At 44.3% G+C, this 19564-nt stretch carries 17 protein-coding genes; 4 read left to right on the forward strand and 13 right to left on the reverse strand.

What is annotated here, in order from left to right; translation table 11 throughout:
* Positions 1 to 24: 24 nt before the first annotated feature.
* The 5 genes from AC3A14_RS00165 to AC3A14_RS00185 all read right to left on the reverse strand — a co-directional run bounded on the left by AC3A14_RS00165 (position 25) and on the right by AC3A14_RS00185 (position 2652).
* The gene (locus tag AC3A14_RS00165; protein ID WP_271939864.1) at positions 25 to 207 is read right to left on the reverse strand and encodes a hypothetical protein; all 183 of its coding nucleotides are present in this window, start codon (positions 205 to 207) and stop codon (positions 25 to 27) included.
* 90 nt (positions 208 to 297) lie between these two features.
* A complete protein-coding gene (locus AC3A14_RS00170; RefSeq protein ID WP_318731277.1) occupies positions 298 to 558 on the reverse strand; it encodes a MoaD/ThiS family protein in 261 nt (86 codons plus the stop codon).
* Positions 559 to 563: 5 nt separating this feature from the next.
* Positions 564 to 1331: a YebC/PmpR family DNA-binding transcriptional regulator gene (locus AC3A14_RS00175; protein ID WP_318731276.1), complete on the reverse strand. Its 768-nt coding sequence runs from the start codon at positions 1329 to 1331 to the stop codon at positions 564 to 566.
* Positions 1332 to 1415: 84 nt separating this feature from the next.
* On the reverse strand, positions 1416 to 2093 hold the full coding sequence (locus AC3A14_RS00180) for an HAD-IA family hydrolase (RefSeq protein ID WP_318731275.1): 678 nt from the start codon (positions 2091 to 2093) through the stop codon (positions 1416 to 1418).
* Between the two features lie 31 nt (positions 2094 to 2124).
* Complete coding sequence (locus AC3A14_RS00185; protein WP_318700139.1) at positions 2125 to 2652, reverse strand: NUDIX hydrolase; 528 nt, start codon at positions 2650 to 2652, stop codon at positions 2125 to 2127.
* A 252-nt stretch (positions 2653 to 2904) separates the two neighbouring features.
* On the opposite strand from AC3A14_RS00185, the gene purN reads away from it, so the two are divergent.
* Together purN and AC3A14_RS00195 are read left to right on the forward strand one after the other, a co-directional pair.
* A complete protein-coding gene (gene purN, locus AC3A14_RS00190; RefSeq protein WP_318700138.1) occupies positions 2905 to 3555 on the forward strand; it encodes a phosphoribosylglycinamide formyltransferase in 651 nt (216 codons plus the stop codon).
* A gap of 94 nt (positions 3556 to 3649) precedes the next feature.
* Positions 3650 to 5131, forward strand: a complete 1482-nt coding sequence (locus AC3A14_RS00195; RefSeq protein ID WP_318731274.1) for a sensor histidine kinase — start codon at positions 3650 to 3652, stop codon at positions 5129 to 5131.
* Between the two features lie 296 nt (positions 5132 to 5427).
* On the opposite strand, the gene AC3A14_RS00200 is transcribed toward AC3A14_RS00195, so the two are convergent.
* The 7 genes from AC3A14_RS00200 to AC3A14_RS00230 all read right to left on the reverse strand — a co-directional run bounded on the left by AC3A14_RS00200 (position 5428) and on the right by AC3A14_RS00230 (position 16715).
* Complete coding sequence (locus AC3A14_RS00200) at positions 5428 to 6459, reverse strand: SGNH/GDSL hydrolase family protein (RefSeq protein WP_318731273.1); 1032 nt, start codon at positions 6457 to 6459, stop codon at positions 5428 to 5430.
* 17 nt (positions 6460 to 6476) lie between these two features.
* Complete coding sequence (locus AC3A14_RS00205; RefSeq protein WP_318731272.1) at positions 6477 to 8318, reverse strand: serine/threonine-protein kinase; 1842 nt, start codon at positions 8316 to 8318, stop codon at positions 6477 to 6479.
* A 71-nt stretch (positions 8319 to 8389) separates the two neighbouring features.
* Positions 8390 to 10084 (reverse strand): methyl-accepting chemotaxis protein, encoded by a 1695-nt coding sequence (locus AC3A14_RS00210; RefSeq protein ID WP_318731271.1) that lies wholly within the window; start codon positions 10082 to 10084, stop codon positions 8390 to 8392.
* Between the two features lie 401 nt (positions 10085 to 10485).
* Positions 10486 to 10689 (reverse strand): hypothetical protein, encoded by a 204-nt coding sequence (locus AC3A14_RS00215; protein ID WP_318731270.1) that lies wholly within the window; start codon positions 10687 to 10689, stop codon positions 10486 to 10488.
* Between the two features lie 200 nt (positions 10690 to 10889).
* Positions 10890 to 13637 (reverse strand): zinc-dependent metalloprotease, encoded by a 2748-nt coding sequence (locus AC3A14_RS00220; RefSeq protein WP_318731269.1) that lies wholly within the window; start codon positions 13635 to 13637, stop codon positions 10890 to 10892.
* A 104-nt stretch (positions 13638 to 13741) separates the two neighbouring features.
* Positions 13742 to 16240, reverse strand: coding sequence for a GH116 family glycosyl hydrolase (locus tag AC3A14_RS00225; protein ID WP_318731268.1), 2499 nt, complete (start codon positions 16238 to 16240; stop codon positions 13742 to 13744).
* Positions 16241 to 16250: 10 nt separating this feature from the next.
* Positions 16251 to 16715 (reverse strand): GUN4 domain-containing protein, encoded by a 465-nt coding sequence (locus tag AC3A14_RS00230; protein ID WP_318731267.1) that lies wholly within the window; start codon positions 16713 to 16715, stop codon positions 16251 to 16253.
* Between the two features lie 136 nt (positions 16716 to 16851).
* On the opposite strand from AC3A14_RS00230, the gene AC3A14_RS00235 reads away from it, so the two are divergent.
* Positions 16852 to 17391: a GIY-YIG nuclease family protein gene (locus tag AC3A14_RS00235; protein WP_318731266.1), complete on the forward strand. Its 540-nt coding sequence runs from the start codon at positions 16852 to 16854 to the stop codon at positions 17389 to 17391.
* Positions 17392 to 17429: 38 nt separating this feature from the next.
* On the opposite strand, the gene AC3A14_RS00240 is transcribed toward AC3A14_RS00235, so the two are convergent.
* Complete coding sequence (locus tag AC3A14_RS00240; RefSeq protein ID WP_318698526.1) at positions 17430 to 17945, reverse strand: 2TM domain-containing protein; 516 nt, start codon at positions 17943 to 17945, stop codon at positions 17430 to 17432.
* A 309-nt stretch (positions 17946 to 18254) separates the two neighbouring features.
* Between AC3A14_RS00240 and AC3A14_RS00245 the strand changes: the two genes are divergently transcribed.
* Entirely contained in the window at positions 18255 to 19385 is a 1131-nt protein-coding gene (locus AC3A14_RS00245; RefSeq protein WP_318731264.1) for a site-2 protease family protein, read from the forward strand.
* Positions 19386 to 19564: the final 179 nt, after the last annotated feature.

Raw genomic sequence — 19564 nt, forward strand, 5'->3', positions numbered from 1 at the left:
AGTGTACTCTGTGCCTCCGTGGTTTTATGTATAACCTAGGGACAAAAAAGAAGGGAGAACATCACATTCTCCCTTCTTTTGTTCACCCTTTAAGCGCTTGCGTAGCATTTGGGTTTGTTTTTTCAGTTGTCGCTGGCGGGCCGATCCGCCTTTTCCTTTATCATTTCTCCCTTTACGGCGGGGAGATTCCCATCGCTTGAGCCTCATAAACCCTCCGTTCAGTGGTCTGACTTTTTTCAGTCTTTCCGTATCTTAGCACAGTTGAAAGAAAGGCAGAGAGCTTCTCGCCCCATTCCCCTATCCTCCGCTCACGGGAGGAATTAAGACGACTTCATCGCCAGATTCTAGGATTCGATCGCCCTCTACAAACTGTAAATTAATCCCAAAACGGGTTAGGGGTTGCCATGGGGCTAATTGGGGATATTCGCTAATCATGCGATCGAGTACAGCAGAAACGGGGGTATGGGGGGGGAATTCCCAGGAAAGTTCAGGCACACCATAGGCTTCTTGATAAACGGCAAAGAGCTTAATGACGATCGGAATAGGAGATGCAGCCATAATTGCTAAACAACACTTAAAGACATTAATCGATCGCTCATTTCAAAATTGGGGGTTACAGTTTGAATATCATCTAAGTCTTCGAGAGTATCTAGTAATTTAAGGAGCGATCGCGCTAAATCTTCTTCTTTTACGTCTACCGTCATATTCGGTATCCAGCGTAACTCTGAGGTGATAACCTCTAGTTTTGCTTCTTGTAGGGTTTGCGTCAAGTTTTGCAGATTTCCCGTCTCGGTAAACACTTCTACGGTTGCTTCATCATCGAGATCGTCAACCCATTCGTAGGTTTGCGCTCCTGCTTCGATGGAGATTTCTAATAACTCATCTTCATCTACTTTACCGGTGAGTCGCACAACTCCATTCTGAGTAAACATCCAGCTCACACATCCGGTTTCCCCTAAGTTTCCCCCATTTTTATTAAAGGCTTCTCGCACATCTGCGGCTGTACGATTACGATTATCGGTGAGAGCTTCAATCAGAATAGCCACGCCACTGGGCCCATATCCCTCATAGCGGATAAACTCATATTGGTTATTATCAGCTTCCCAAGTACCGGCTCCTTTGGCGATCGCCCGATCGATATTGTCATTGGGGATTCCTGCTGCTTTTGCCTTCTCAATTGCCGTCCGCAGTTGAAAATTCCCTGCTGGATCGGCACCACTGCGAGCCGCTACAATAATTTCTCGCGACACTTTAGTAAATACTTGTCCTCTTTTCGCATCTACCCGTGCTTTCTGACGCTTAATATTTGCCCACTTACTATGTCCTGCCATAATCCGGTTTAAGGATGTAACAATAAAATTTTGTTTAAACTTCTATTGTAACCTATTCTCACTTTCCAATCAACCCATCCAAACCTATTCAGACCCTTTGAGTGCTGCGACTACATCAATCAACTCCCTGGGTTCTGAGAGCAAAAAATCCGGATCGTACTCTGATAAAATCTCTGGCCACTGAAATCCCCACCCAACGGCGATCGCCTTAACTCCGATTTCATGAGCTGCTTGAATATCACGCACTTCATCCCCTATATAGATTACCTGTTCTAGAGACCAGCGTCGTTTTTTAATTATCTTCTTAATCACCCGACTTTTTCCGAAGACATTTAACTCCGATTCAATAAACTCAAATAGATGATCTAACTGGTGTTTTTTCAAAAAACTATTGACATTCTCTCGTCCATTTGAGGTCACAATTCCCAAGGTACACCCTTGATGTTTGAGGGTCTCTAATATGTCTGCCATATCCTGAACTAAATTCAAAGTATGAATGGCTTGATTCATTTCTCGTCTTAGCCGCAGCATCAGAAAAGGTAACTTATACCAAGCCACTCCTACTTTCTTGAGAACCTGTTCCGTAGAGTTGTTTCTGAGGTGATGGAGTTCTTCTGGCGAAGTGGAGCGATAGCCAAATTCGGGAGCAAGACGGTTGCTAATTTCAACCACCAGATCCAAAGATTCTGCTAATGTACCATCAAAATCAAAGATGAGGTGTAGAGTATTCAGCACCACAATTACAAGAGAATATGGGGACAACCGATCGGGATAACATCAATAGAGGTCAGGATTATGGACAGGGGCGATCGCCCAGGGGACTTGTCTGGAGTTGAGTGAGGGAGGCTGGAGTAAGGGTAATTGGGGTGATGGGCATCCACTTAAAGACCGTAGTTTTATCGGCCTCTTGAGAGATGTAAACGGGAGCGATTCGATCGAATTCCTCTTGATTCAACTCTAGGGAGAATTTATAGAGGGTATAGACAGTAGGTAAATTATAGCCTTTAGAGATTTTTTGGCATAATTCAGTTCCTAGAGATAAAAAGCGAGATCTTGAAAGCGTTAAATCCAATTCTTCCTGAATTCCCCGCATCGCCGCTTGAATGGGTTCTTCACCTGATTTGAGCTTTTCAGATACGCCCGCGAGATCTCTTTTGCGAGTATCCCCTCGATCGAGAATTTGATAGGCTTCAAATAACTGAAGTTCCGCTGGCAGATACGTCACTCGCACGCAAGCGACTTGAATATAGCGGATACCCTCTTGAAGCACGGATTCTCCTGATTGAATCTCTTGTTGGAGTTGTGCTATTGTTCGTTGCATGATTTTACCTCGGGCAATTTTTAAAGATGATTTTTATCGGGTTGTGATACTTCTGCCATTGTCCTTCCCTCTTTTGCGTCAGTACAACAAACAAAACAGGACTATTTAAGCAAAGGTTTTCAGGAATATCAGTCAGAATTAAGATTTGTTTTATAAATCTTCTAGAACCTTAGGAATCTTCTGTTTTCAGGAAGACGACCTATGTTAAACTACTGATTCAGGACTATTGTAGGGTTACCGGGGGCATAAAAAATGAAAACTGCTGCCATCGATCGGAGTTTAGTTTCTCCAGAGTGCGATCGCTATCCTCAGTTTACGGAACCTCTGCAATTAGGGGTGATGGCATCGGGGAGCGGCAGTAATTTTGAAGCCCTATTAGAGGCGATCGCCGCCGGGAAACTAAACGCCCGAATTAATGCCCTGATCTACAATAACCCAGGGGCAAAAGTTGCCGCTCGCGCTCAACGGTGGGGTATTCCTGCTATTTTACTCAACCATCGAGACTATAAAAAGCGTCGTCAAGAATTTGATGCTGCCATTGTCGAAACCCTAAAAGAACACAGAGTACAATGGGTAATTATGGCAGGATGGATGCGGATCGTTACTGAAATAATCCTCAGTGCTTTCCCTAACCGTGTGATTAATATTCATCCCAGTTTATTACCCAGTTTTCGCGGAATTCGTGGGATAGAAGATGCCTTAGAATCCGGGGTGAAAATTACAGGATGTACCGTACATCTAGCGGATTTAGAAGTAGATACAGGGCCGATTTTAGTGCAAGCAGCGGTTCCCGTGCTACCCGATGATACTCCAGAAACCCTACATGCCAGAATTCAAATACAAGAACATCGAATCTTACCCCAGGCGATCGCCCTAGCTGCCCAGCAATATAGCGCGTTGTAGGGAATGGGGAATACCAAGATATAATAAGAGAAAACTCGGATCGGTTTAAAATCTCTAGTCCCTAAAAAAAACAAATGGCTGCGTAAAAATGACAATGGATGAGCGTGAGAATCAACTGGCATTTGCTGTAAGTGGCGATCGCCAACGGGAACACGATCGATTACAGACCTTACAAAAACTTGGCTTACTCGACAACAGTAGTGTACCCATCTTTGAAGAAGCCACCCAAACCGTTGCCCACTATCTGCAAGTTCCCATTTGCATTTTAGGCATTGTCGATCGTCAAGTCGAATGGCTCAAAGCCGCCTTTGGCCTCTCGCGCCTGGGACTCATGAACGATCTAGCCGCTCAACGCTCCATTCCCCTACAACATTCCCTCAGTCGTCAAATTGTCGAAACCCGCAAAAAATGGCTGATTGCTGATTTAGCTAATCATGAAGAACTCAGCCAAAATTTCCTCTATCAAGAATATGGAATTCACGCCTATTTAGGCATTCCTCTCCTTCTCTCTGAAGGCGAATGTATTGGAGCCTTAGCTGTTTTAGATCTTGAACCCCACAGATTCACCTCCCAAGAAATTTCCTATCTAGAAATGACAGCTCGCTGGAGTTTGAGTGAATTTGAACGTGCCCATATACTAAAAATACCCTCCAACCAAACTGGATTAGTGGGTGTGAGTACAGCGCCCCAAAATTCCTCTTCTCAAGAGTTCACCACCCACTCTTCCAGACCTGCCCCAGCTATGGCAAGTAAAAACAAACTCCTAAATCAACTGAGCCAAGAGCTACGCACGCCCCTAACTTCGGTTCTGGGAATGGCTAAAATGCTCAACACCGAAACCTATGGCCCCCTAACCCCAAAACAAAAAGAATACATGACTATTATTTACAATAGTGGTCAAAATTTACTCTCTTTGATTAATCAAATCTTAGAATTAGCTGTTCTTGATGACCTCGCTCCACCGCTCAAAATTAAGCCCGTTGACGTAGAAATGCTCTGCCAGCAAGCTACCAGTCATTTAGAGACCTTAGCTAGCGATCAAAACCAACAAATTCGTTTATCTATTGAACCCGGAGTCCGCATTTGGCATGTTGATAAAGTATTAGTCCAACAAATTCTCTACCATCTGATTGCCAGTGTCATGGAGGGTGCAGCCGAAGAAAGTATCATTCGCCTTCATGCCTCTCATCGGGAAGATCAATTGTATTTTTCCATTTGGATTTCCCATCCTTGGCTTGGAGAAGGCCTTCCTAACCTAGATGAAGTGAAATACTGGTTTAAACAAAAAGAATTAAGAGACTCTAAGCAAAGTGTAACTTCCCCTGATGTCTCTTCTAGTGGGCCTGAATCTGCTGCATATGATTCTGTAAAATCTGATGGCTTCACTGATGTTTCGTCTCCATTAGAAACTCTAGAAGAGAAGCGAGAGACTTCTAGTAGCTTCAAAACTAAAATGCAGTTTCTGCGTTTAGAGTTAAGTTTCAATCTGGCTCAACTCCATGGAGGACATTTAGAGATTCAAGGGAAAAATGCGGCTAGTTATCGGTATATAGTACGATTGCAAGAATATAGTTGATTCAATTAACACTGAGATACTCTAATCTATCTACAATAACGGTATATGTAGAAGCGAAAAACTTTTCGCCCCTACAAAAATGTCTCACTGTTATTTGAATTGACTATACAGCGCTTTGCGCTGTTATGAGGGACAGTGTTGAATCCTCAAAGCTATGTACCAAAAGCCTATTCCCTATTCCCTAGCGCAAAGCGCTATATCTATAGGGCTTCGCGCTAGGGAATAGGGAATCGGTAATCCTCTATCTCCATATCGTCGTGTCTTCTTGTTCCCCTCATTCGCGATCTTTATCCTTCTTATGGTGTGCGTTGTAAGTATTGGAAAATAAGTTCAGCCGCGAGTTCATTGCCGGCGATATTCCAATGACTATCATTAGGTTTGTAGAGTTGTTCAAATTCTGAATATCCTTGAAAGTAAGGGAGGAGATCGATAAAATTAATCTCTGCTTCATTCAGTTCTTCTTGTAAGTATTGATTGGGTAAGCTAAAGTCGAAATCTTGGAGATTCATCTCTTGTGAATCAATGACTTTACTTTGCAGATTTGGATTGACTTGCAGTTCATCGGGAATCAGAATCACAAGCAGCTCAATATTCTGGCGATCGCACAATTCTTTGATTTCTCTTAAATACGTCATGGCTCCCCGCACTTTCGATTCTAATTCTGAATTATCAACCCGAAACAAGTCACTTCTGCCGATTTCAATTTGTAAATATTTCTCATCTGTGAGTGTGGGGAGATCGTCCTGATACTCTAGGTTGCCATGAATGACTTTTCCTTCATAACTGTTCTGAAGATCGATGAGGAATTTCCAAAATGAGAACACATAAGAATAGGATTCAATACTGCGTTTTGAATCATCAAAATCATTGCCGATAAAGAAGCTCAGAATGACTCGATCTGGATTTAAGGCTAGTCCTTCAGTCACCAGCAGAGCCAGATAATCTTTTGGGGAAAGGTTAGGAATCCCCATATTAATGATTTCTACACGATCGTCTCGTTGTTTGAGTTTCTCTTCCAAGCGAGTATAATAGTTGTAGTTATAGGGAACAACACCATAAGCAAAAGAGTCTCCTATGCCCAGAATGCGGAAGGTGTTTGGCGCTTTTTCAACTTGAAACTCCACATCTTTGAATCCCTGAGAATTCAAGCGAAAGTTATATTCAGGTGCTAAGGGTTGGCCGCGAAAGCGATTGTAGGAGCTATCATGAAAAATGAAACTGGGGTGCAAGTAGTTGTAGACTCGAAAGATAATTTCTGTTAATCCTAGGGAGATCAAGAGAATTAAGCCGATTTTAGCGAACGTTTGGCTTGCTTTTTTTAATCTCATGCGATAAAAAACAGGATTTATTGATCCGTCACACTAATATCTAAGCTAAAGTCTGTGGACTCGGTAGCTAGGACATCAATGATATACTCTCCACTTTCGGGAACTTGAGATTCCCAGTAGAGTAAATCATAGGCTTCTGGAATCAGTTCTCCTGTAGGATAGCGGATATTCAGGGTTACATTACCTTCAATTACCTTGACTTGCATGATCTGATCTTTTCTTATCCTGAGTAAATATCGCTGAATTTGCTGGCGATTGCTCTGAGAGTTGATTTCTATTCCTGTGGTTCCCGGTGCAAACTGAATCGTTTTGCTGTTAATTTCCAGTTCTGGTTCAAGAGTGGGTTCCGGGGTTAGCTCTGGTTCTGGAGTCGGTTCAACGGGAACATTCAACTGTTCAATTTCCAGTTGATAATCTGTTTCCTGTAAGCCTCGCAAGGGACTAACAATGATGGCATATTCCCCAGAAATAGGAAACTCTCCTTCCCAGAGGGAAATATCCGTGGAGTGATCGCCGATTGCCTCTCCTTCGGGAGTCAACAGCGTCATCAACACTCCATCCCCAGTAATAAACATCGAAAACCGATCCTCTTCCTGGGCAGAAATCAGATAATACTGGACTTCATTGGCTTTGAGCGATCCTTCCACCCTTGTCACTTCCCCCGGTGTAACTGTTAATCGTTCCTGATACGTGGTGGGTAAACTAGGAGGTTTAGGGGTTTGAAGGGGAGTCGGTGAAGGGGAAGGGGATAGAAACGGTGAAGGAGATACAGACGGAGAGGGAAAGGGAGATGGAGACGATGCAGGAGATTCTACCCCAGGATTAACCGTTTGCACCCTATCCTGACGCAACCAAGCACTCACCACCATCCAAGACGTAATCCCTGCAACTAAGGCCACGATCGCCCCAATCATTGCTATTTTGGAAGCAGACATAGGCTCGGCACCTGAAGAACGTATAGAACTTTGATATTGAGATTGAGTATATTGAGGGGTAAGTGCTTGGTTTTTTTGCTCCGAAAAACGAGGGAGAACGGTTGCACCACCAAGCGCGTGTAAAATGCGATCGGCACTTGGGAAGCGATCTCCCGGTTGTTCCGCTAACAGGCGCTCCAAAATCTGGGTAAACTGGGGACTGATGGAAGAACTCGGCAGCTTCCAACTCAGGGTTTGCGGATCGAACAATTCCCCTGGTTCCTTCCCCGTCAACAGCACCAACACCGTCACCCCTAGAGCATAAAAATCACTACTCGGATACGCTAAACCCATCTGAAGTTGTTCCCTGGGAGCATATCCCACCTTACCCACCGTTGTTGGCAAAGTTCCCGTTTCACTGCATAACTGTGTCGCCAGTTCTTTTCCTACACCAAAATCAATCAACACCGGCAACCCATCCCGTTGTCGCCACATCATATTATCCGGGGCAATATCGCGATGGATTACCCCTTGAGAATGGAGATATCCCAAAACCGGCAACACTTGAGCCAGAAACGTCTTGACTTCATCTTCCGCAAACACGTGCCCCTGTGCTGTGCGCTCATCGAGCAGAGTCTGATAGGATTTCCCCTCCACATAATCTTGCACTAAAAACAAGCGTCCCTCTTCCTCAAAATTGGCGCGAAACTGGGGAACTTGGGCATGTTGCAGTTTGTAGAGAATCGTTGCTTCCCGTTGAAATAACTCCTCAGCTTTCTGAAGTCCTTGAGGATTTCTGGCACTCGGGACAAACTCCTTAATGGCGCACAGTTCATTAAAGCGCCCCAAATCTTCCGCCAAGTAGGTACAACCAAACCCTCCTTGACCCAGAAGTTTCACTAACCGATAGCGATGTTGTAGAATCAAGCCCAAGGGTGATGACATAGCAGATGTTTCCACTCACAACTCAATTGGATCTGGCGATCGCAATTGTTTTATTTTATTATATTTCTCCATCAATCCTCTTTTGCACCGGAAAATCGGTTGATTTCTAATTGTAAATCTTCTACAGCTTGCTCAAGGTTCTGTAAAGCAAAATTGGTTTGTTCAAATGTTTCTCTGAGATAAGCCGCTGTATATTCAGAATCCGAATTGAGTTCATTTACCGCTTTAGTAATCTGATTCGCTCCTTCTTTTTGCTGTTGAATATTGTCGCGCATTGACTCAATTTCTGGCCCCAATTCCTCCATATACTCTTTCGTGAAACTTTTCATTTGATCGACACCATTTTTTACAGAACTTTGCATCTCTTTCACAATCGGCTGAATCGTTTTAGCAATCATGGCAGATTCTGTTGCCAAATGGCTAATTTCTCTCGCAATCACCGTAAATTCTTGACTGCTTTCACGGGTATTTGTTCTAGCTGCTTCAATCGAAGCATTCAGAGATAACATCTTGGTTTGTGTGGCGATTCCTGTTATCCTGTTAACAATCTGATTGACGCTTCTAGAGTCATTATCAATTTTTTTTAATTGCCCCGATAGAATATCAACTGAGTGATTAAGAGCAGTAAATGTGGTTTCAAAACTTTCAATCTTATCCAATAAGATGTCAGACATTTCCGCTATAATCTCAGTATTTTTCCCCACCTTCTGACTGCCAACCACTTGGTTGTCAATCATGCCTTTGAGCTGGCGACTAGAATCTCGAATAAGCTGAGTAACTTGGGTTGATTCTAGCACTTGACTTGCCAAAACTTTTAATAAATTAATACTGTTTTTGAGATCTTCAGATAAATACCGAGTTTTAGTTTGATAGGTTTCTATATATTCTAAGCACAGTCCAGTTAAAGGAACGAGATAGGCAATGATTTTCAGGAAATGGGCAATATTAAAATTATTGTCAAATAAAGCAGTTGAGCCAAAGGCCATATAAACTTGCGTAGCGACATTGGGAATTACACTAATGATTAATGAATCGGCAAAAATACTGGGTTCCTTTCGGTAAAACATGGGATATAACACCCAGCCACTCAACAGAAATAACAGCAAAGGAATCACATCCCAGGGACGCGTAATTAGCGAATTGGGAAACATTGTTTCTGGAAGATGGTGGCTGGTGGCGGAAAAGTAAATAATACCATAGGCAACAAATCCAAATACGATACTGACTGAAAAAATAAGTCTAAATCGTTTTTTAGAGTTTTTTTTAGCCGATGAATCGATGGAAGTATTCATGAGAAGAATCAAAACTCCACCGATCATAATTAGGGCATGAAATAAACGACAAATTGCCCAAGTAAAGGGGATTAAATTTTCAGGATCGGCGACCGTATTAATTAAGCGATCGGAGACTAAAGTATGAAAACCATCCATTACTCCCGCAAAGAATAAAGCAATTCCTAATGTGGGAGTAATTGGATTGCCTTTGATACTATAATTGAGAAAACTTAACAGAACAATTAGAAGTGCCACACAACAAGCACTCCATTCTAAAATGGTATGTACAAAGCTGCCGGCTAAGGCATAGTGCATGGCATCCACGACTTGACTGTTTTCCCAATTTAGAGCATCTTGGAGATCGAAAGATTGGCCAGGTGTTCCAAAGTCAAGTCCTAAGAGATTTAAGCTAAAAGGGAGGATACAGATCAGGACGACTATCCAGGCAATCTGACTAGGAACTTTAGGTTTACTATGATAGATTGATGACATAGTATGTTTTTCTTCTTCAATTGAATATTCCTTTTAAAATACGGTATTTGACAATTAATAGTCATCGAACCATACAGGCAAGAATAATTTTGTCTATATTGAACAATTGTAAGATAATTATTTCTTGTTTATGACAACCTGAAAATAAAATGGGTTTTATGATTATACCAATAATACCCTTAAATTTTTTAATTAATATAGTGCTTCTTTCTTCTTGAGGAGTACAACGTGAAGCCTTAGACTCGAAGCAATACAAGTTATAGCGCTACGTTTTAGGGTTAGGACATTTCTAAATCCTATAAGTCTTTCACAGTCTACTATTGCCTGTTGCCTGTTGCCTGTTCCTAGTGCGTAGCGCTATATTCCCTATTCCCTATTCCCTAGCGCGAAGCTCTCTATGACTAATCAACTACTTTTAGCCATCCGTTTTGGAGAGCTTCAAAGATTCGTTGAATTACGGTACGTTGTTCTGTGGTTAAGACGGATTCTGATTGTAGGGTACGGATGAGGAGCTGCTGATCTAACCGTGAAATCCTGCCACGGGCAAAAATTTGGGCGAGGACTTGCTCTATCATGAACTCAGAGAAAATGGCTTCAGCAGGCATGGAATTAGGTTGAACTCTATAGTTTGAGTATCTCCCGGAAGCCTGTTCCTAGCCGTGATGGGTTTCTCTGAGCTGGCGTGATACTCAGGGATCTTAAGGGTGATGAACTAGGATAGGGATAGCGATCGAGATCGCTCGATAGAGGTATCTGGGGATAACAACGTATCGAGCAGACTCGATAGAACTAAAGCCCAGAGCTATTATTTCACCGTTGACTTGGACTCTAGGGGAGCATCAAGAACTTTGGCAATGCGATCGCGGGTTTTTTCTAAGTGAGCCTTAGTATAAGGTTCTAAGCCTCTTCCTCGTCGGCGCAAGGTGTTATCAATCCGATCTTCTAATTCCCGTAAGTTATACCAAGCTAGGGTAACGGCATCTTCAGGAACTCTAACTTGTCGTAAGCTCATCTTGCTTAAGACGGACACATATTCCCGTTGTAGAGCGCGACGGATACTGGAGAGGTTGGCGATATCTCCATCAATGACTTCTGTCCAAATGCTCTCTTGCAGGGTGGTGAAGAGTTCCGGTAATTTCAAGACTTCTTCTGTGGAATCAGTTTTTAACTCTAGATCTTGCAGACGGGAAAGACGGGTGGGAGAGAGAAGATTTCGCAAGACAACCGTCTGTAAGAATAGGAGGCGATCGCTAATTGGATAATCCAACTCAAACAAATCCGGGAATGCCCCCCAATGAGACCAACGAGAGGGCGCTAATTGGTTCAGCAACTGGGGTGAAAACTCAAAAGCTTTTGCGGAAAACACATTTTCATTGATCGCTTCTAAGGCTGCTCGTTGCTTCTCTACTGGCAGGGGTTGAAAGGGCAAACTGCCATTCGGATCGCCCGCATAATGGCGATTAAACGATTGTCCCCCCACATAGAGGGTTAAATTCATCGCATTGCGGAAATAGTAGAAAAACACAGCATCAAATAAATCCCGCATTTCACTGAAACTCTCTCCCGGAGCAGGCGATCGCCGATTTAACCGAGACCACATGGCTTGGGCATTTTCAAATTGCCATTGGGCATAGGTCAGAGGATCGCTACTGAGATCGAAAATATTCACCGCTGGGTCAAGACCACTGATAAAATCCTCATCCGTACCATAGGCTAATTCTGGTTCTGCCGCCCGTTGAGCAATTTGGCGCAATTCTCGCAATTCTGCTTCTGGAGAAATCGCATTTAGAGGTTTATATCCATATTCAATTGCCCAAATATCATAAGGCCCTAATTTAGTGGGGAAATAATCTCCTTGCGGTTTTCCTGGGGGCGCTAAATTCGGGGAGACATAATCCATCACCGACCCCACCATTCCCAGAGTACGGGTAATCTCTGGGTTTTGTAATTCTTCTGGACTTAGGAGCGTACTGCCATGGAAATTATGCCGTAATCCTAGGGTATGACCGACTTCATGGGCGACTAAAAAGCGGATAAATTGCTGTACATAATTCTCCATTTCTGGGCTACTGGGCAACACATTGTGCATCAAAGAAAGGGAGGTTGACCCGATCGCCAATTGCCGGTTAAACTCCTTCGCAAAGCAAACATCCCGATCTAAGAGAGATTTTGCTAAGGGAAACCCAGAGAGAAGATCTTTTTTCTCTTCCGATTCTTCTGAAAGGTCAACCCCCCGTAAGTAACTTTGTTCTAGGGTATCTTGGCAAAACCGTTGCAGTAAATTCTGTTGTTGTCCCCTTCCTGCGTCAGGATTGACTAAGGTTTGATATTGTCCTTTGATTAAGCGCACGACATTAGCATCAATCAAAATATCTGCATCTAAAATTTGTCCAGTCAGGGGATTCGTGCGGGAAGGACCAATCCCATAAAAACTAGGTTCAAAGGAACTTGACCAGCGCACCACATTGTAGCGAATATCGGCTGGAGTCCAGTCCGCTTGATCGGGCATTTGTCGGGCTTCGATCGCCTGGGGTAATCCGGCTTTGGCGAAGGCTTCATTCCACATCAAAATCCCTTCTTTGACCACCTGGCGATATTCGAGGGGAACGGTATTTTCAATCCAAAAGACTAAGGGTTTTCCTGGCTGGATATTCCAACGATTAATGTAGCGCACAAAGGGATCGCGGCGATCGCTATTGCCAAAGTCCTTATAGGCAGTTAAAAAATAACCCACGCGCTCATCGGCTAACCGAGGCTGATAGTCATGGGTTGGCAATGGGGAAAAACTATAATGCACGGCTAAATTGAAAGCGCGGCTATCTGGCAGGCTGGATAACCCGAAGCCCCCCCCTCGAAAGCCATAGAGGGCTTCAATTTCCAGATTTTCGGGAAAATTCTCGACTTCTGTAATATAAGAACTATCTGGAGCGACTGAATAGGTGCCATCGAGCAGATAGGGTAAAAACGTGGATAAGCCACTGAGATCCCCTTCTCCCATGACTAGATTGCTGACATCAATCAGTAGGGATTTCCGTTCTGGATGAACACTTTTAATGTCTAAGGAATACAGAACTGAATCGCTAAAGCCGTCCTGGAGCGATCGCGCCAAAGGATCGCCCGGATTCGTGCGAAAATTGGTTTGGGGAACCACAAATTGCACCCGGTCTTGCACTTCGCGAAACTGGAATAAAATCTCCCCTATGGGCATTCCATTTAATAAAGATCCTTCGCCAATACCACTCGATAGGGTCATCACGCATAAGAAATTCCGGTTCAGTTGTTCGGGGGCAATTTCTAAATAGAGATGCTCATTTTTTTCGGTCTTGTAGAGGGGAAATAAACCGTCTTGTTTCTGAGTACCTTCAATCACCTGATCGAAGGATTTAGGTGCTTTAGACTCTGATGATTCTTCGGATTTGATCCGATCTTCAATAGTCTGGGAAACCTGTACCACTGGTGTAACTGGCCGATCGACAAATGTGCCCCAACTGGGCAAGATCGTGACCGCCAGAAATCCCAGAATTAAACCGGCAATTAGATATAGTCTTTTCATACCCCAATCCAACAGTTAAGCGTTAGTTTTGATTCCATGATTAGATCCCCTATCCTCCCATCTCCCTATCCCCTCATCCTCTTTTTCAGGGGGGTAAGGGGGGATCAAGAAGTCTGTTGGTGACCCATTACCCAAACTTGGTAGAGTCCCCAAATGGCCATGGCCCGCAAATAATGACTAGCGCGGAAGGTTCGGGCTGCGGTAATGGCTTCTGGGGTGCGAAATTGTAGCCCATGGGTATAAATTTGATTGACTACAGCTTCCGCAATAGTAAAGGCTTCGGCTTTCATTCCCTGTTGTAACATAAATGCGGCTAATCCGAAGTTAATTCCTGTCCAGATTTCTAGGGGATGGGTGGCCTTGGGGTTTTCTGGCGAGCCATCGAGGTTAACACCATTGGCTACACCTAGAGCTGCTCGATCTGGGTTTTGGATCTGATTAAATTGGGTGAAACAGGTGTGATAGATGGTTTGTAGGGTGGTTATAGTGCAGTCAGCGGGCACAATGGACGGTAAGTTTAATAACTGGGCATAAAATTGACCGCAGAGCTGATCGGCCATGACAACTTGCGATCTGCTTTGGCTATCCAAGTTATAATATGCTCCATTCCAGAGCGTTTTTTGATACAGAGGTTTAGACTGGTCTAACCAGGTTGACCATTGTTCAATTTGAGCTTGGAGGTTGGGATCTGGGGAGTTTTGAGCGTCTTGCAGGTGTTGACCGATCGCGATCGCCCCTTCTAAAGCTGCTAACCATAAGCCTCCACAATAGGCACTGATGCCCTTAAGCTGCCAATCATCAAAGGTTTGATCGGGCGCTCCTGAGTTTTCGGGGATGCCATCGCCATCTTGATCAAAGGTTTTTAGATAATCCAGGGTTTCCACAAGAGCGAACCAGCATTCTTGCAAAAATTCTAGATCCTCTGCTCCTGTCCACAGAAAATATCGATAGACTTGCAAGACAAAATCGCATCCTAAATCTTTCCATAGGTTGCAGTCTTGATAGCTGGTGTAATTGGTTTTATCCCAGGGATGTTCGTTGGGAGCGCCTAGATCGTGGGGGGTAGCACTGGCAATTTTGCGCACGGCTTGCGCTTGATTATAACCAATAATTCTTGGCGTACTATCTCCCTGGGGAATGGCGCGAGCAAAGGCTAACATCACTGCTTTTTCTAGTTTCGGCCAGAGTAAAGTTAAGGCAAACCCACCATAGAGCCTAACGTCTAAGCTTTCATACCAGCGATAGTCTAAACATTCGAGTACCCCAAATTGACCGATGGGGTCATTTTCTGTGCCTGCCGTCCACAGGGTTCCACCGTCGGCGAGTAGGTAAAGTTCATTAAACAGAGCCATTTTCAGGGGTTCGGGAAATCCCGAATCGCCTAAAATGGGTTTGCGCCAATCCGCGATCGCCTCTTTCCAAGTATCTGAATGTTTCAGAGCTGTGCGTACCATTGACCAGGCATTTTTACCATTGCGCCCGAAAAAGTCGGTATAGCGTCGATAGTAGCCAATCGGTTGCCCGGCGGTTGCTTCATCGGTTGAGGGAACTTGTCCAGCAAAGTCACCCTTGGCTTGGGTATAGCCAAATTGGGTAACGGGAAAGTCCCAAGCGAGGATAAAGGGAATTTTGCGAGTCCGTCCGGGTCTGAGGGTAAAGCGGACGGCAATCGCACAGGCGAGACGTTCCCCGGATGCGGCTGGGGTTTCGTCTTCTGAGTCGGACAAAGACCCATCGGTAGCAAAGGGAGACCAAACCGCATCCCCACTACTGGTAGGGTCCCAACGGGTATGGTAAAAGACTTCGACGGCTGGATTGGCGATCGTGGCGATCGCCCATTGCCCTTCCCCTTCTTCGGGGATCTCATGGGTACTCAGGCGACTCATTAAGCATCCCACCCGAAAGTTATTTTCAATCCACCGGTTATAGTTATCCGTACTTTCTCCCCATTGGGGTTGATAGTCATAAACCGGCGATCCATCATCACGAACGCGAATTTCAGGGGTTTTGATCGCATTCGTAAACCAACCCACCGTATTTTCCCAGGTGAGCAGAATACTCAGAGTAAGGGGTTGATCTGTGGGGTTATGGGCAGTCCATTCAAAGATGGCGAGGGGATAGCTTGTCTCTTGGTAGTTGTGGGGAATAATGGGCGAAAACTGTTCGCACAGCAGTTGGGACTGATAGACCCCTTCGTAGTGATACCAGCTTTGGGGATAAAGGGCACTGTAGGTTCCCGTTTGTTGGACAGCGCTGGTGGGGGGATACCATTGCCAACTGCTTAGGCTTCCATCTGTGGGGGGTTCGGTGCTTAAGGCATAGGTTTTGCTGCGCCCATCTGAGGTTTCTTCAAAGACACTAAATTGACACGCGGGTAAGGTTTTGAAGATATGTTCTCCCCCATCAATATGCCAGAGGTTAAAGTCTCCCCTGGGCGATCGCCCGATGCATCCTGCACCTAAGCCACCCAGGGGCATTCCATGCCAAGGGCCATCATCTAAATTGGAAGCATAACGCACGGTGTAAGGGTTGTCCCACCCTAAACCGAGGGGGCGTTGCCATGCACAGGAAGGAATCTGGAGTTGAAAGGGTTGATTGGTCATAGGGTTTATTCTACAAGTCTCGGCGCGATAGTAGGGCAATTCTCCAGGTGCCGAGGACAAAGGAGAAACAGGGATGATCCCCCACAGGAATCAGGAGTTTGGCGACGGGTAGGTGCCCTAAGGGAGCCTGAAGGCTAAAGGTTAATCGATCGTAATCTAACCAGATTTCTTGCGATCTCCACCCCACTCTCTGGCCAAATTCAGCATAGTTCTGATAGCTGAGGTTCCAGATTTGCTGTTGGATCGAAAACCCAAAATGATTGTAGCTATGTTCTCTCCACAGGCGATCGAGCCATTGGAGATCGGAGGTAGGGATAGCCAGAGCATGGGACTTGTTGATGTAGCCTTCTGAAGCGCGATCGCTTAACTGCAATAATATCCTGCCGGTTTCTTCATCTGCTTCTTTCCACTGTTGTACTACCAGCAGATCTTCTAGTGTTTGATAAGTTGACTCATGAGGAATTACGGTTTTCATGGGTATTTTTTCTTCGTTGCTCCCTTAATTCATGATAGCGCTTTTATGCTCTTTTTCTCAATACACTACCCTTGTTCTCAGTGAACTCACTATGATATAAATCAAGAAACTTGACGCGATCATCTGGCACTAATTTATGTCTTCTCCGTTGAAAACCTGCCTCCTAAAAAACTTGGATGATATCCCCTACCTTGACGATCGAGGACAATTCCCCGAACAATTCTCTAAAAAAATTGGAGTTTATGCTATTTTTAACGAAAATAAAACATTACAACTGGTTCATTATTCACGGGATATCTATCTAAGCCTAAAACAACATATGGTGCGACAACCTCAAGGATGTTATTGGGTTAAAGCCTATGTGATTGACAAGCCGAACCGCAGCCAATTAGAACAAATCAAAGAAGCTTGGATTACTGAAAATGGCTCAATTCCCTTGGGCAATGATATACAGTTCAGTCAATGGACCGATCCCATCAATGCTAAGGTGTCCATGACAGATGAAGAAAAGGCAAGTTATGAAACCAGTGATGAATTAGGGCAAATCAAGCTTTTAAAAACGGTAGCTCGCCGAGTTCAAGAGGAAATCTTAGAGCGTTTAGAGCCTCGGAAAATTCAAGATTCATTTCGGTTTAATCCGAAGTTAAAAGAAAAAGGATTATTGGACTTGAAGTAAGATAGGACGGGGAATGGGAAAACTATTTTTCCTATTGCCTATTCCCTTTCGCTAGACTTCCAAAGAACTTGACTGACTTTCTCCCAAGTTTTCTGGGCTACCTCCTTAATTTGATTTCGATTATACCATTTCTGAAACTCTTGCTCATATTCAACATCAGTCATCTGGTAAGTATTCCAGGTTTTTAGACCTAGGAGTAGTCCCCAGGTCAAAACTACATAGATCGACCAGGACAACGTGCCAACACTGACTAAATTAATGAGGACGAGAAAACTATTAGCAATAATATATTTACCAGCATCTTTCTTTAAGGTTTGATAACGCTGGATATCAAATTCTTTACGATGTTTCAGCTTGCCTTGTTTATCTAGCCACTCTTGCTCGGCAGCTTTTAACTGTTCAGGGGAAATTTCTAGTTCTGTGGCAATTTCCACCAACTGTTCATAGGAAAACTCTTCTAAATGATTTTGGCGAGCGATCGCCAACTGCAAAATCTGTTGAAGATCCTCTTGGCGATAGGAACGAGAGATAGGCGACGAAGAACCAGACATCATCTTAAAGTTATAGGAGAATCAGAATCCAATCATTGACCAGGGGAGGGGGAGTGAGAGTGAAGGTAGGATAACGTTTGCCCCCATCTATTATGCCGAAGTTTAACCGATCCAGACAAGGGGAGGGGGAAGTGTTAACTCTAGGATTGAGAGCAAGAGAATAGGCAGATTCTAAACCTTTAAGCCGAACTGTTCAAGGACGGATAATCCCCCCAAAACGTCCTTAACCCTCAATTAGCCGACGATTACAATAGAGAGAGCGAGGCGCACCCCTCCCCTTATGTGATGCAATCTCAAAATCAGAGGTGTCTTATGAACGGCAATATTCGTGTGGGCAGTCTTTTTGGCATTCCCTTTTATATTAATCCCTCCTGGTTTCTGGTTCTCGGTTTAGTGACGTTGAACTATGGAACCAACCTCAGTGCTACTTTTCCCCAACTCGGTTTAGCTCTACCTTGGATTTTAGGATTAGGCGCTGCTCTGCTACTCTTTTCTTCTGTTTTAGCCCACGAACTTGGCCATAGTTGGGTTGCTATCCGTCAGGGGATTGGGGTGAATTCGATTACTTTATTTCTCTTTGGGGGACTAGCGAGTTTAGAAAAAGAATCGAAAACCCCTGCTGAAGCCTTTTGGGTGGCGATCGCAGGTCCTGCGGTGAGCTTAATTCTCTTTGGCCTGTTTACAGGTATCGCTATATATGCTCCCCTGAGTGGCCCCATAGCCGCCATTATTGAGCTTATCGCCTACATTAACCTAGTTTTAGCCTTTTTTAACCTAATTCCTGGTTTACCATTGGATGGGGGCAATATCCTTAAGGCTCTAGTGTGGAAAATCACTGGCAACCCAAACCGAGGTGTGGTGTTCGCCAGTCGGATGGGACAGGCGATCGGTTGGTTTGGGGTGGCGATCGGCGGACTCTCCCTGTTTAATATTCAAATGGTTCTGTTCGGTGTACCCATTGCTGGTAGTATTTGGACACTCTTGATTGGTTGGTTCCTGTTGCAAAATGCGGGTCGCTCGGCGCAGTCAGCAACCCTGCAAGATATTCTCACTCACCTGAAAGCAGAAGATGCAGTTTATACCGAAAGTCCCATCGTTGTGTCTAATCTCTCCTTGCGCGAGTTTGCCAATAACTATGTCATTGGTCAAAAGCAATGGAAAAAGTTCCTAGTCATTGATGCTGAAGGTCTTCTGTTAGGGACAATCTCCATTGATGATATGCGATCGGTTTCCACCTCTGAATGGCCTGAAACCACGGTTGAATCCTTAGTTAAACCGACTCCTACTTCAGAAACGATCCAATCCAATCAAAACCTCTTAGAAGTTGTGAAACTCTTGCAAGAAAAACAACTCTCTGAACTACCAGTGGTTCGCGAGAATGGTAGTTTAGTCGGCTTACTGGATAAGACAGAAATCGCCCGCTTGGTTCAACAGCAAGCCTAATCAATTAACCAGTAATATCTGTAGGGGCGAAAAAATGCGCCCCTACAGATATTGTACCCAATCCGGCAAGAATTCAATGTGGATACCGTCAGGAACTTTAACCTTTCACTCCTTGAGCCAACCTGCCCCATCCCTTTCTCATTGCTTTACTCGCCAGTTGTATTTGTTCTTTCGGCGCT

This window comes from Roseofilum sp. (genome assembly GCF_982964205.1).

What these genes read in the sequence shown, in the direction of transcription:
- AC3A14_RS00165 (WP_271939864.1), bottom strand. Translation starts at nt 207, where the DNA reads ATGAGGCTCAAGCGATGGGAATCTCCCCGCCGTAAAGGGAGAAATGAT.
- AC3A14_RS00170 (WP_318731277.1), bottom strand. Translation starts at nt 558, where the DNA reads ATGGCTGCATCTCCTATTCCGATCGTCATTAAGCTCTTTGCCGTTTAT.
- AC3A14_RS00175 (WP_318731276.1), bottom strand. Translation starts at nt 1,331, where the DNA reads ATGGCAGGACATAGTAAGTGGGCAAATATTAAGCGTCAGAAAGCACGG.
- AC3A14_RS00185 (WP_318700139.1), bottom strand. Translation starts at nt 2,652, where the DNA reads ATGCAACGAACAATAGCACAACTCCAACAAGAGATTCAATCAGGAGAA.
- purN (WP_318700138.1), top strand. Translation starts at nt 2,905, where the DNA reads ATGAAAACTGCTGCCATCGATCGGAGTTTAGTTTCTCCAGAGTGCGAT.
- AC3A14_RS00195 (WP_318731274.1), top strand. Translation starts at nt 3,650, where the DNA reads ATGGATGAGCGTGAGAATCAACTGGCATTTGCTGTAAGTGGCGATCGC.
- AC3A14_RS00200 (WP_318731273.1), bottom strand. Translation starts at nt 6,459, where the DNA reads ATGAGATTAAAAAAAGCAAGCCAAACGTTCGCTAAAATCGGCTTAATT.
- AC3A14_RS00205 (WP_318731272.1), bottom strand. Translation starts at nt 8,318, where the DNA reads ATGTCATCACCCTTGGGCTTGATTCTACAACATCGCTATCGGTTAGTG.
- AC3A14_RS00210 (WP_318731271.1), bottom strand. Translation starts at nt 10,084, where the DNA reads ATGTCATCAATCTATCATAGTAAACCTAAAGTTCCTAGTCAGATTGCC.
- AC3A14_RS00215 (WP_318731270.1), bottom strand. Translation starts at nt 10,689, where the DNA reads ATGCCTGCTGAAGCCATTTTCTCTGAGTTCATGATAGAGCAAGTCCTC.
- AC3A14_RS00220 (WP_318731269.1), bottom strand. Translation starts at nt 13,637, where the DNA reads ATGAAAAGACTATATCTAATTGCCGGTTTAATTCTGGGATTTCTGGCG.
- AC3A14_RS00225 (WP_318731268.1), bottom strand. Translation starts at nt 16,240, where the DNA reads ATGACCAATCAACCCTTTCAACTCCAGATTCCTTCCTGTGCATGGCAA.
- AC3A14_RS00230 (WP_318731267.1), bottom strand. Translation starts at nt 16,715, where the DNA reads ATGAAAACCGTAATTCCTCATGAGTCAACTTATCAAACACTAGAAGAT.
- AC3A14_RS00235 (WP_318731266.1), top strand. Translation starts at nt 16,852, where the DNA reads ATGTCTTCTCCGTTGAAAACCTGCCTCCTAAAAAACTTGGATGATATC.
- AC3A14_RS00240 (WP_318698526.1), bottom strand. Translation starts at nt 17,945, where the DNA reads ATGATGTCTGGTTCTTCGTCGCCTATCTCTCGTTCCTATCGCCAAGAG.
- AC3A14_RS00245 (WP_318731264.1), top strand. Translation starts at nt 18,255, where the DNA reads ATGAACGGCAATATTCGTGTGGGCAGTCTTTTTGGCATTCCCTTTTAT.